At 72.8% G+C, this 12,106-nt stretch carries 12 protein-coding genes; 4 read left to right on the top strand and 8 right to left on the bottom strand.

Going from position 1 to position 12,106, the window contains the following annotated elements:
- Nucleotides 1–172: 172 nt before the first annotated feature.
- The 8 genes from cysD to ACZ4A5_RS13560 all read right to left on the bottom strand — a co-directional run bounded on the left by cysD (nucleotide 173) and on the right by ACZ4A5_RS13560 (nucleotide 6,729).
- Nucleotides 173–1,093: a sulfate adenylyltransferase subunit CysD gene (cysD, locus tag ACZ4A5_RS13595; RefSeq protein WP_467582217.1), complete on the bottom strand. Its 921-nt coding sequence runs from the start codon at nucleotides 1,091–1,093 to the stop codon at nucleotides 173–175.
- Nucleotides 1,090–1,623 carry an adenylyl-sulfate kinase gene (gene cysC, locus ACZ4A5_RS13590; RefSeq protein ID WP_467582215.1) on the bottom strand — a complete coding sequence of 178 codons (534 nt, stop codon included), beginning with the start codon at nucleotides 1,621–1,623 and terminating at the stop codon, nucleotides 1,090–1,092. Before cysC ends, cysD begins: the two co-directional genes overlap by 4 nt.
- 20 nt (nucleotides 1,624–1,643) lie before the next feature.
- A complete protein-coding gene (locus ACZ4A5_RS13585) occupies nucleotides 1,644–2,336 on the bottom strand; it encodes a phosphoadenylyl-sulfate reductase (RefSeq protein ID WP_467582213.1) in 693 nt (230 codons plus the stop codon).
- Nucleotides 2,333–2,512 carry a hypothetical protein gene (locus ACZ4A5_RS13580; RefSeq protein WP_398867935.1) on the bottom strand — a complete coding sequence of 60 codons (180 nt, stop codon included), beginning with the start codon at nucleotides 2,510–2,512 and terminating at the stop codon, nucleotides 2,333–2,335. Before ACZ4A5_RS13580 ends, ACZ4A5_RS13585 begins: the two co-directional genes overlap by 4 nt.
- 79 nt (nucleotides 2,513–2,591) lie before the next feature.
- Nucleotides 2,592–4,289, bottom strand: coding sequence for a nitrite/sulfite reductase (locus ACZ4A5_RS13575; RefSeq protein WP_467582211.1), 1,698 nt, complete (start codon nucleotides 4,287–4,289; stop codon nucleotides 2,592–2,594).
- Nucleotides 4,290–4,452: 163 nt separating this feature from the next.
- Entirely contained in the window at nucleotides 4,453–4,536 is an 84-nt protein-coding gene (locus ACZ4A5_RS13570; protein WP_356458947.1) for a putative leader peptide, read from the bottom strand.
- Between the two features lie 119 nt (nucleotides 4,537–4,655).
- Entirely contained in the window at nucleotides 4,656–5,225 is a 570-nt protein-coding gene (locus ACZ4A5_RS13565; protein WP_467582209.1) for a GNAT family N-acetyltransferase, read from the bottom strand.
- A 256-nt stretch (nucleotides 5,226–5,481) separates the two neighbouring features.
- Nucleotides 5,482–6,729: a helix-turn-helix domain-containing protein gene (locus tag ACZ4A5_RS13560; protein ID WP_467582207.1), complete on the bottom strand. Its 1,248-nt coding sequence runs from the start codon at nucleotides 6,727–6,729 to the stop codon at nucleotides 5,482–5,484.
- 233 nt (nucleotides 6,730–6,962) lie between these two features.
- Here ACZ4A5_RS13560 and ACZ4A5_RS13555 point away from each other — a divergent pair, with 233 nt between their 5' ends.
- The 4 genes from ACZ4A5_RS13555 (at nucleotide 6,963) to ACZ4A5_RS13540 (ending at nucleotide 12,072) form a co-directional block, all read left to right on the top strand.
- Nucleotides 6,963–8,171 (top strand): YihY/virulence factor BrkB family protein, encoded by a 1,209-nt coding sequence (locus tag ACZ4A5_RS13555; protein WP_467582206.1) that lies wholly within the window; start codon nucleotides 6,963–6,965, stop codon nucleotides 8,169–8,171.
- 210 nt (nucleotides 8,172–8,381) lie between these two features.
- Nucleotides 8,382–9,473 carry a ribosome small subunit-dependent GTPase A gene (gene rsgA / locus ACZ4A5_RS13550; protein ID WP_467582204.1) on the top strand — a complete coding sequence of 364 codons (1,092 nt, stop codon included), beginning with the start codon at nucleotides 8,382–8,384 and terminating at the stop codon, nucleotides 9,471–9,473.
- A 581-nt stretch (nucleotides 9,474–10,054) separates the two neighbouring features.
- Nucleotides 10,055–11,572, top strand: coding sequence for a DNA-3-methyladenine glycosylase 2 family protein (locus ACZ4A5_RS13545; protein WP_467582202.1), 1,518 nt, complete (start codon nucleotides 10,055–10,057; stop codon nucleotides 11,570–11,572).
- Nucleotides 11,569–12,072, top strand: coding sequence for a methylated-DNA--[protein]-cysteine S-methyltransferase (locus tag ACZ4A5_RS13540; protein ID WP_467582236.1), 504 nt, complete (start codon nucleotides 11,569–11,571; stop codon nucleotides 12,070–12,072). The genes ACZ4A5_RS13545 and ACZ4A5_RS13540 overlap by 4 nt, the downstream gene beginning before the upstream one ends.
- Nucleotides 12,073–12,106 lie beyond the last annotated feature (34 nt).

The raw sequence follows: 12,106 nt of genomic DNA, 5'->3' as shown, positions 1-12,106 counted from the left end.
GAGGCGTCCTCGACCGCTTCGAGCTGGTCGGCGAGGACGGACTTGGAGTCGTGCAGCAGCCGCCCCACGAGGGTGGACTTGCCGTCGTCCACGGAGCCCGCCGTCGCGAAACGCAACAGGCCCGCGGCCGGGGCCATGGCCTTGCCGGTCAGGGAGTCGATGGCGGTCATGGCTAGAAGTACCCCTCGCGCTTGCGGTCCTCCATCGCGGCTTCCGACAGCTTGTCGTCGGCGCGTGTCGCGCCCCGCTCGGTGAGCCGGGACACGGCGATCTCGGTGATGACGTCCTCGATGGTCACGGCGTCGGAGTCGACGGCCCCGGTGCAGGACATGTCGCCGACCGTGCGGTAGCGCACCTGGCGCACCTCGACGGGCTCGCCGTCCTTGGGGCCGCCCCACTCGCCCGCGGTCAGCCACATGCCGTTGCGGGCGAAGACCTCGCGCTCGTGGGCGAAGTAGATCTCGGGCAGCTCGATGCCCTCGCGGGCGATGTACTGCCAGACGTCCAGCTCCGTCCAGTTGGACAGCGGGAAGACGCGGACGTGCTCGCCGGGCGCGTGCCGGCCGTTGTAGAGCTGCCACAGCTCGGGCCGCTGACGCCGCGGGTCCCAGCTGCCGAACTCGTCGCGCAGGGAGAACACGCGCTCCTTGGCGCGCGCCTTCTCCTCGTCGCGCCGCCCGCCGCCGAAGACCGCGTCGAAGCGGTGCCGTTCGATCGCGTCGAGCAGCGGCGCGGTCTGGAGCGGATTACGCGTACCGTCCGGACGCTCCCGCAGCCGGCCGTCGTCGATGAACTCCTGCACGGAGGCGACATGCAGCCGCAGCCCGTGCTCCGCCACCACCCGGTCACGGTAGGCCAGCACCTCGGGGAAGTTGTGGCCGGTGTCCACATGCAGCAGCGCGAACGGCACGGGCGCGGGCGCGAACGCCTTCAGCGCCAGGTGCAGCATCACGATCGAGTCCTTGCCACCGGAGAAAAGAATCACCGGCCGCTCGAACTCACCCGCCACCTCCCGGAATATATGCACCGCTTCGGATTCCAGTACATCCAGATGCGACAGCGCGTAGAGACCGTCCTCGGAGAATCCACTCACGCCATCCCCCTCTCGGTCAGCAGGGCATGCAGTGCCGCCGCCGACTCGGCCACGCTCTGCTCGTGCGTACGGATGCGCAGATCCGGATCGGCCGGTTCCTCGTACGGGTCGTCCACCCCCGTGAGACCGGAGATCTCTCCCGCCGCCTGCTTGGCGTACAACCCCTTCACGTCACGCTCCGAGCACACCTCCACCGGTGTCGCCACGTGCACCTCCACATAGCCGGTGCCCTGCTCCTGGTGGCGCTTGCGGACGGCAGCGCGCGCATCCGCGTACGGCGCGATGACGGGCACCAGGACCTTCACCCCGTGGGCGGCGAGCAGTTGGGCGACGAAGCCGATCCGCTGCACATTGGTGTCCCGGTCAGCCCGGGAGAAGCCCAGCCCGGCGGAGAGGAACTCGCGGATCTCATCCCCGTCCAGCACCTCCACCCGGTGCCCCTCGCCGCGCAGCCGCCCCGCGAGCGCGTGGGCGATCGTCGTCTTGCCCGCGCTCGGCAGGCCGGTGAGCCAGATCGTGGCCCCGCTCATCACTTGCTCCCCGTTTCCGTTCATCCGTGCAGCCCGCACTCCGTCTTGGCGCGGCCCGCCCACCGGCCGCCGCGGTTGTTCTCCCCGGCGGCGACCCGGCTGGTGCAGGGCGCGCAGCCGACGGAGGTGTAGCCGTCCATCAGCAACGGGTTGGTGAGTACGCCGTGTTCGGCGACGTAGCGGTCCACGTCGTCCTGCGTCCAGCGCGCGATCGGCGCGATCTTCACCTTCCCGCGCCGCTCGTCCCAGCCGACGACCGGCGTGTTCGCGCGGGTCGGCGACTCGTCGCGGCGCAGGCCGGTCGCCCACGCGTCGTAGCGGTCGAGGCCGGCGGCCAGCGGGGCGACCTTCCGCAGCGCGCAGCACAGATCGGGATCGCGGTCGTGCAGCGCGGGGCCGTGCTCGGCGTCCTGCTCGGCGACACTGTGCTCCGGCGTGAGCGTGACGACGTTGACGTCCATGACGGCCGCCACCGCGTCCCGGGTGCCGATGGTCTCCGGGAAGTGGTAGCCGGTGTCGAGGAAGAGGACGTCGACGCCCGGCCGTACGCGCGAGGCGAGATGGGCGACCACCGCGTCCTCCATGGACGAGGTGACGCAGAACCGGGCGCCGAACGTGTCCGTCGCCCAGCGCAGGACGTCGGGCGCCGGGGCGTCCTCCAGTTCGCGGCCCGCCCGTACGGCGATGTCGCGCAGATCGGTCACGTCGGTCATGTGCTGCCCCCTTCACGGTGTCCGGGCGTCAGGCCCTTGGCCAGTAGCCCGAGGAACGAGAGTCGGAACGCGCGGTTGCACATTCCGCATTCCCACGCGCCGTGGCCCTCCTCGGAGGGGCGCAGGTCCTCGTCACCGCAGTAGGGGCAGTAGAAGGGGGCGGCCCGTCCGCTCATTCCGTTCCCCTTGTTCCGGTTCGTGCTGTGCCTGTCGCCGCTTGCTCCACCGGTGTTCCGGCGGTCGTACGGGTGCTGTTCACGCCAGATCCGCTTCCGCCGCGCGCCCGACCCAGGACGCGAACCGCTCGCCCTCCTCGCGCTGTTCGGCGAACCGGGTGAGGACGCGCTCGACGTAGTCGGGGAGTTCGGCGGAGGTCACCTTCAGCCCGCGGACCTTGCGGCCGAAACCGGCCTCGAGCCCCAGCGCGCCGCCGAGGTGGACCTGATAGCCCTCGACCTGCCTGCCGTCCGCGTCCAGCACCAGCTGGCCCTTGAGACCGATGTCCGCGGTCTGGATGCGGGCGCACGCGTTGGGGCAGCCGTTGATGTTGATCGTCACCGGCTCCTCGAAGTCCGGCATCCGGCGCTCCAGTTCGTCGATGAGCGAGGCGCCGCGCGCCTTGGTCTCGACGATGGCGAGCTTGCAGAACTCGATGCCGGTGCAGGCCATCGTGCCGCGCCGGAAGGGCGACGGCCGCACCTGGAGGTCCAGTGCCTCCAGGCCGGCGACGAGGGAGTCGACCCGGTCGGCCGCCACGTCGAGGATCAGCATCTTCTGCTCGACGGTGGTGCGCAGCCGGTCGCTGCCGTGCGCGCCCGCGAGTTCGGCGATCTTGGTGAGGGTGGCACCGTCGACCCGGCCGACGCGCGGGGCGAAGCCCACGTAGAAGCGGCCGTCGCGCTGCCGGTGCACACCCACGTGGTCGCGCCAGCGTGAGACGGGCGCGGCGGGCGGGGGGCCGTCGAGCAGCTTCCGCTCCAGGTACTCCTCCTCCAGCACCCGGCGGAACCGCTCCGGCCCCCAGTCGGCCATCAGGTACTTCAGCCGGGCGCGGTTGCGGAGCCTGCGGTAGCCGTAGTCGCGGAAGATGCCCACCACGCCCGCCCAGACGTCGGCGACCTCGTCCAGCGGCACCCAGGCGCCGAGCCGTTCGGCGAGCCGGGGGTTGGTCGAAAGGCCGCCGCCCACCCAGAGGTCGAAGCCGGGGCCGTGCTCGGGGTGGACCACCCCGACGAAGGCGACGTCGTTGATCTCGTGCACGACGTCCTGCACGGGCGAGCCGGACACCGCGGTCTTGAACTTCCGCGGCAGGTTGGAGAATTCCTTGCTGCCGATGTAGCGGTCGTGGATCTCGTCCACCGCGGGCGTGCCGTCGATGATCTCGTCGGCCGCGATGCCCGCCACGGGCGAACCGATGATCACGCGGGGGCAGTCCCCGCACGCCTCGGTGGTGGAGAGCCCGACCGCCTCCAGCTTGTCCCAGATGGCGGGCACGTCCTCGATACGGATCCAGTGCAGCTGGATGTTCTGCCGGTCGGTGATGTCCGCGGTGCCTCTGGCGTACTGCTCCGAGACCTCGCCGACGGCCCGCAGCTGGGCGACGGTGAGCCGCCCGCCGTCGATGCGGACCCGCAGCATGAAGTGCTTGTCGTCCAGCTCCTCCGGCTCCAGGATCGCGGTCTTGCCGCCGTCGATCCCGGGCTTGCGCTGGGTGTAGAGCCCCCACCAGCGCATCCGCCCGCGCAGGTCGCTGGGGTCGATCGAGTCGAAGCCCGCCTTGGAGTAGATCGTCTCGATGCGTGTCCGCACATTGAGACCGTCGTCGTCCTTCTTGAACTGCTCGTTGCCGTTGAGCGGGGTGAAGTGGCCGACGGCCCACTGTCCCTCGCCGCGGTGGCGGCCGGCCTTGCGGCGGGACGTGGCGGCGACGGGGAGTTCCGAGGTGGCAGCCATGGCGATCTGTCCTTCTGGGGGTGGCGCTCGGGAGCGCGTCGGCGAGCAGCGGCCCCAGGTTGGAGGGGGCCCTGCTGACCTGCGCGTATGCCGAAATGGCCCGACGCGCCGACGTCGGCGCGGGGTACGGGGAGGAAGAGGGGGCGCGGTGGTGCTGAGGCTGTCAGCGCGCCGGACAGATGGCGCTGGACATGCGGCCGAGATCGACGTGACGTCGACTCACCAAGGCAACTCCGGCGCGGGACATGACGGAAGCGTGGCATGGCGGTCTCGGGAGAGTCCACCATTGTCCGTATGGCGGACTATTGAGTATCACCATGCGGGACGGCGAGTCCGCGCGCGCCGTCCCGGCCGAGGGGTGGAAGGTCAGGCTCCGGGCCACGGTCCAGGGGCGGGGACCAGCGGCTCGTCCGTGACCGCGGTGTCGAACAGCCGGAACCCCCGCCGCTCGTAATTCGCCAGCGCGAACTCCCCGTCCAGCGTGCACGTGTGCACCCACACCCGCTTCGTCGGCGCGAGCCCGGGCCACCGCTCGGCCAGGTCCCACGCCCGCGCGGTCCCGTACGACAGCAGGTGGCCCCCGATCCGGCGGCCCCGGAACGCCGGCAGCAGGCCGAAGTAGCTGATCTCCACCGCGCCGTCGTCCTGTGCGTCCAGCTCGATGTAACCGGCCGGGGTCCCGTGGTCGTACGCCACCCACGTCTCCACGCCGGGCCGCTCCAGGAACGCCTCCCACCGCTCGTACGTCCAGCGCAGCCGGTCCGTCCAGACGATGTCCCCGCCCACGGCGGTGTAGAGGAACCGGCTGAACTCGGGCGAGGGCACTTCGGCCCGGACGATCCGGATCCCGGCGGACGCGTCGGGCTCAGGAGCGGGGAGCAGATCGCTTGGCGCGATCTGCTCGAGGGACCAGGTGGTGACGGTGCGGGTGTTCATGGGGCTCAGCCAATCACGGCGTTTCGCCGTGGTCCTTGGCGGCGGTGCGCTTCGCAGCCGCGGGTTGTCCGGTCGCCGCACCGGCCGCTGCCGCGGCGGTGTCCTCGATCGCCGGACGGGCTGCAGGGGGTGCGGGTCGTCGATCGTGTATGGCCTGGCCCGTCTGTGGGGGCTCTCAGCGGCAGCTGGGGACGCTGGAGGGTGTGGCTGTAGGGCGGCTCGCCCGAGGAAGCCCGCCCGGCCGCCGCCTGCCCGCCTACCCGCGTCGCGCTCTCATGACCGCCGGTGCCGTCGAGCCCGGCAGGAGGTCGTCCGGGGGAGCCGGGGAGAGCACCCTTACCTCGATGCCGTCCGCGAAGCGGTACGGGCGGTGCCCCAGTACCCCGCCCAGCGTGCGCCGCATCCGGGACATCTCCGCTCGTACCGTCACGGTGCGAGACGGATCGCCGAAGAGGTCCGCCGCCAGCTCAGCGGCCGTCCGGCCGGCCGGGTGCAGCGCCAGGACGTAGAGCAGCTCCGCGTGGCGCGGGCTCAGCTCCTGCGACCACTGGCCCGCGGCGCCGGAGACCGTTACCGTCCAGTCGCGGGCGCGCCGCAGGTCGAGCACCACCCGGTTCGGCTGGGCGTCGGGCTGCGCGGTCTCCGCGACCCGTACCAGCCAGCCGTCCGGCAGCGGTTCGAGCGAGCACAGCCCGAGCGACGGCAGCCACACCAGCCCCGCCCGCACGGACTTGGGCAGCGCCACCCGGCCCACCGCAGCCGCCCCGGTCACCGCCGCGATCCAGCCCTCCCGGTCGACGGCCAGCGCCCGGCCGCCGAGGCGCGAGAGCATCGGCGCGGCCACCGAACGCAGCCGCTCCACGGACTCCCAGTGCCGGGCGCGCAGTTCCCCCTCGGCCACCTTGGCGACGGCCGTCACCAGGGGGAGCGTCGCCGGATTGAAGGCGGGCGCCGGGCCGCTGACGTTCACGACGCCCAGCAGCCGCCCGTCGCGCGGGTCGTGCAGCGGAGCCGCCGCGCACGTCCAGGCGTGGTGGGTCCGTACGAAGTGCTCCGCCGAGTGCACCTGCACCGGCCGGCGCTCCACCAGCGCCGTGCCGATGCCGTTGGTGCCCACCCGCTCCTCGGTCCACGCGGCACCCACCCCGAACTCCAGCCGGTCGGCACTGCGGAGCGTCCCCCGGCTCCCCTCCCGCCACAGCACCCGGCCCTCGCCGTCCGTGATGGCCAGCAGGTGGCGCTCCACGTCCACGAAGGCGCCCAGGCCCTCGCGGAGCTGCGGCAGCAGGCCGCCCAACTGCGAGGTGTGCCGCCGGTGCTCGACCTCCTCCACCGGCAGCGGGGGCGCGGCCGAGCCGCCATGCTCCGGGTCGAGGCCGTGGAGCCGCACCCGGCGCCAGGACTCCCCGATCACCGGGCGGGGCGGAGCCGGAGGCGCGCCGTCGCCGAGGCAAGCCTCGCGGACGGCCGGCAGCAGACGTGAGTCGATCGTTCCGCGGTTCACGTTGCCATGGTGCCGCCGCGGAGCCCCGTGTGTGGGGGCATCCGCGCGATTGCAACTCCATGCAACCGTTGCGGTCCGGTAGTGCGCGGGCGGAACCTTTTCACGAGCGGCCGGAGGGTGGTGCCGAGTCGGCGCAGCATCACCCTCCGCCCGGACTCCGCCACCGCCGCCCCCTCGCGGGCCCGCCCGGCCACTGTGCGAACCAACCTGGCCAGGGCCGATACGGTTAGAGCGTGCAGGCAGCAAACGAACGATCGGGGCGGCGAGTCGGCCGGCTCCACAGGGCCAGGGTCCTGTATCGAAATGTCTCGAAACGCAGGATGGCGTGGCTGCTCCTCAAGGACACCGTCAACTCCTGCGTCGAGTACCGCGTCACCGGCCTGGCCGCCGAGGCGGCCTTCTTCACCCTGCTGTCCCTGCCACCCCTGCTGCTCGGACTCCTCGGTCTGCTGGGCTATCTCGACGACTGGACCGGCACCAACACCATCGGCTCGATCCAGGAGAACATCCTCAAGGCGTCGGCGACCGTCCTCAGCGACAAGGGCGTCACCGAGATCGCCAAGCCGCTGCTCCGTGACGTCACCAAGGGCCGCCCGGACGTCATCTCGATCGGCTTCGCGGTCGCCCTGTGGTCCGGCTCCCGGGCCGTCAACGTCTTCGTCGAGTCGATCACGATCATGTACGGGCTGGAGGGCAAGCGCGGCATCGTCCGGACCCGTCTGCTCGCCTTCCTCCTCTACGTCGTCGCCCTCGTCATCGGGGCGGTGGTCCTGCCGTTGATGGTGGCCGGTCCCGAGGAGGTGGTGAACGTCGTGCCCTGGAGCGCGGACCTCGTCCGCTTCCTCTACTGGCCGGTCCTGATCCTGCTCTCCGTCGCCTTCCTCACCACGCTCTACCACGTGTCCGTGCCGGTCCGTTCGCCCTGGCAGGAGGACATCCCCGGGGCGCTGGTCGCCCTCACCATGTGGGTGATCGGCAGCCTCCTGCTGCGCGTCTACCTCACCCACACCGTGGAGGGCCTCACCATCTACGGCTCGCTCGCCGCGCCCGTGGCCGTCCTGCTGTGGATCGGCGTCTCGGCCTTCGCGGTCCTGGTCGGCGCCGCGGTGAACGCCGCCATAGACCGCGTCTGGCCGTCCGTGGCGACGGCCGGCGCCCGCGCGGAGGTCGACCGGCAGCGTGCGGTGGCCCTGGCCCGCGAGGCCGCGGAGCGGGCCGCCCGCGCGCTGGAGGCGGGCCTGGAGGAGGACTTCGACGACGAGGTGGAGGAAGGCGCCGTGGGCCAGGACCGCGAACCGCCGTCGGAATTCCCCGAGCGCTGGGCGCAGTTCCTCCCGCCGGAGGACGTACGCTCGCGCATCCAGCGTCCGGAACACCGCCCGAAGCACGCGAAGCCGGACTCCCCGGGCAAGCACGCGCGCCCGAACGGCGGTGGGCAGTAGGAGCCGGATCGTTCCGGCAACAGCCGCGCCCGCAGGGCGTCCTGCCGCGCGGCGGAAAACCCATGGCGATCGTACGCACCCCCCGCATACGATCGCTTCGCACAACAAGGTGCAGGAACAGGAGGTGAGGACCGATGACTGTCACGGCGACGGGCGCTGCCCGCACACGGAAGCAGGTAACGATCCACTCTCTCCTGAAGGACTCCTCTCTTGTCCGAGCTCACCGCTCCGCACCCCCTCACCCGCTACGGCTGGGACGCGGGGTTCGCTGAAAGCTTCGCCCCGTACGCCGCCGAGGACCTGACGCCCGGCCGGATCGTCCGCGTGGACCGCGGCCGTTGCGACCTCGTCGTCCCCGACGGCACAGGCGTACGGACCGTCCAGGCCGACACCGCGCTCGTCACCACGGGTGACCCGCTGCGCATCATGTGCACCGGCGACTGGGCGGCCGTCGACCTCACCCGGGGGTTCGTGCGGGCGCTGCTGCCGCGCCGTACGGCCTTCGTCCGGTCCACCTCCTCCCAGCGGTCCGAGGGCCAGATCCTCGCCGCCAACGTCGACCACGCCGTGATCGCCTCCTCCCTCGCCGCCGAGCTGGACCTCGGCCGGATCGAGCGGTTCCTCACCCTCGCCTGGGAGAGCGGGGCGGCGCCCGTGGTCGTCCTCACCAAGGCCGATCTCGTCGCCGACCCCGTCGTCCTCGGCCACCTCCTCGACGACACCGCGGCGGCCGCGCCGGGCGCGCAGGTGCTGGCGGTCAGCTCGGCGACGGGCGAGGGCGTCGACGTGCTCGCCGCGACGCTCACCGGCGGCACGTCCGTACTCCTGGGCCAGTCCGGTGCCGGGAAGTCCACGCTCGCCAACGCCCTGGCCGGCGAGGACCTCCAGCACGTCAACGCCACCCGCGACAGCGACGGCAAGGGCCGCCACACCACCACCACGCGCAACCTGCTGCCGCTGCCGGGCGGCGGCGTCCTCATCGACACACCGGGCCTGCGCGGGGTGGGGCTCTACGACGCGGACGCCGGGGTGGCACGGGCGTTCGCGGAGATCGAGGCACTCACGGCGCGCTGCCGCTTCCACGACTGCGGCCACGAGAGCGAGCCGGGCTGCGCGGTGCTGGAGGCACTCGCCTCCGGCGACCTCCCGCAGCGCCGCCTCGACAGCTACCGCAAGCTGCTCCGCGAGAACCAGCGGATCGCCGCCCGGACCGACGCGCGGCTCCGGGCGGAGATCCGGCGCGAGTGGAAGCGGAGGCAGGCGGCGGGGCGGGAGATGTCGGCGCGTAAACGGGGGCGCTGACGCTGGTCGTGGGGTGGGGTTCTTTCCGGGTGCGCCTTGATGTGCGGCTCCGCCGCGTGGGGGGGCTCCGCCCCAGTCCCCGGCTGCGGGCCCGTGGCGCCTGCGGCGGGCTCTTTCCGCGCCCCGCCCCGCCCCTTCCCGCACTGGGGCGCGTGCCCCAGACCCCCGGCTGCGGGCCGGTTCGCCGCCTGCGGCCGCGTCCTCAAACTCCCCCAGCTACCGCTGGGAGGTGCCCCCAACGGGCTGAAAGAAAGGCGTACCCGGGCTGAAAGGGAAAACCGGCGCACCCCACAACCCGATGTTGCCCTCCGGTGGGAGGGGGTGGGGCTGGAGGGTGGGGTTCTGGAACGCGGTGCGTCGTTACGGCACTCAATACAGAGCACGGCATCCGCACCGCGTTCCAGGTTCCCAGCCCGGAGGTCCCACCCCCGGCACCCACCACAAACCAGCCCGGCCGGCGCTTGAGGCCACCCCACAGAAAGCCACAACCAACCCGCACCCGCGAACCACCACGTCCGCCCGCGAACCACCACGTCCGATTCCCGCCAGGCCAGCCGCAGGCGATCCCGCAGACTGGACCTGTGCAAACCACCCCCACCCCCCTCGACGACTCCCGCTATCAAGCGGTGAGCAGCAGAGACGCCCGCTTCGACGGAGAGTTCTTCTTCGGCGTGGCGAGCACGGGGATCTACTGCCGGCCCAGCTGCCCCGCGGTCACCCCGAAGCGGGGCAACGTGAGTTTTCACGCGTCGGCGGCCGCCGCGCAGGGCGCCGGGTTCCGGGCCTGCCGGCGGTGCCGGCCGGACGCCGTGCCGGGGTCCGCGGAGTGGAACGTACGGGCCGATCTCGTCGGCCGGGCGATGCGGCTGATCGGGGACGGGGTCGTGGACCGCGAGGGCGTCGAGGGCCTCGCGGACCGGCTCGGGTACAGCACGCGCCAGGTGCACCGCCAGCTCACGGCGGAGCTCGGCGCGGGGCCGGTCGCCCTCGCGCGGGCCCAGCGCGCCCACACCGCGCGGATCCTCCTGACGACGACGTCACTGCCGGTCACGGAGATCGCGTTCGCGGCGGGGTTCAAGAGCGTCCGGCAGTTCAACGACACCGTCCGGGAGATCTACGCCTGCACGCCCACCGCCCTGCGCGCCCAGGCGGCCGGCCGCCCGGGGGCCGGCCGCCCCGCACCCACCACCGCGGCCGGCATCCCGCTGCGGCTCGCCTACCGCGGCCCGTACGCCGCGCGGGAGATCTTCGACCACCTCCAGGGAAGCGCCGTCCCCGGCATCGAGGAGACGCGCGGCACCCCGGGCGCCCGCCTCTTCCGCCGCACGCTGCGCCTGCCGTACGGCACCGCCGTCGCCGAGGTCCGCGAGCCGGGCCCGGCTCGCCGCGGCCAGTGGCTCGACTGCCGTCTGCACCTGTCCGATCCGCGCGACCTGGCCACCGCCGTGCAGCGGATGCGCCGCCTCTTCGACCTCGACGCCGATCCGTACGCCGTCGCCGAGCGCCTGCGCGCCGACCCCCTGCTGCGGCCCCTCGTGGACGCCCGGCCGGGCCTGCGTTCGCCCGGCGCGGCCGACGGGGACGAGTTCGCCGTGCGCGCCGTGCTGGCCCGGGGCAGGACCGCCGGGGAGGCGGCGGCGCTCGCGGGCGGGCTCGTGAGCGCGTACGGCAAGCCCCTCGCCGCGCCGGACGGCGCCCTCACCCATGTCTTCCCCGACGCCGGCACCCTCGCCGGCGCCGCCCTCGACGACATCCCGGAGCCGGGCCGCCGGGCGCTGCGCGCACTCACCGCCGCCCTCGCGGACGGCACGGTCCGGCTCGACCCCGGCGCGGACCGCGACGCCGCGGAACGTGCCCTGCGCGCCCTGCCCGGCATCGACGCCCGGACGGCCGGCCACATCCGGATGCGGGCGCTCGGCGATCCGGACGTCTTCCCGGCAGAGAACGAAGCAGACAACGAAGCCGAGGGCGAAGCGCAGGGCGAAACGGGGGACCAGGCGGCGGACACCACCGCCTGGCGCCCCTGGCGCTCGTACGCCCTGCACCACCTGCGGCTCCGCGCCGCCGAACCCCGAACCGACTCACCGAAGGACGCCTGACCGTGCTCTACACCGAGATCGACAGCCCCCTCGGCCCGCTCCTGCTCGCCGGCACGCCCTCCGCGACCGCGCCCGGCGGCACCGCCCTCGTCTCGCTGTCCGTGCCGGGGCAGAAGAACGGCGCCACCGTGGAGCCGGGCTGGCAGCGCGACCCCGGCGCCTTCGCGGAGGCCGGACGGCAGCTCGCGGCCTACTTCGCTGGGGAGACCAAGGACTTCGCGCTCGAATTCGCCGTGCGGGGGACGGAGTTCCGGCGCCGGGTCTGGGACGCGCTCGACACCGTCCCGTACGGCTCCACCACCACATACGGCGAACTGGCCGCCCGCATCGGCGCCCCGCGCGCCGCCGTCCGCGCCGTGGGCGGCGCGATCGGTGCCAACCCGCTGCTGGTGCTGCGCCCCTGCCACCGGGTGATCGGCGCGGACGGCTCGCTCACCGGATACGCGGGAGGGCTGGAGCGCAAGCGGCTGCTGCTCGGTCTCGAAGCACCGCGCGCTTGACCGCCCTGGTCAACGGAACTGGACGAGCTGTCAA

This window comes from Streptomyces sp. NPDC025618 (genome assembly GCF_055558795.1).
The sequence above is the reverse complement of the archived record's forward strand: the minus strand, read 5'-3'. Positions and strand labels throughout refer to the sequence as shown.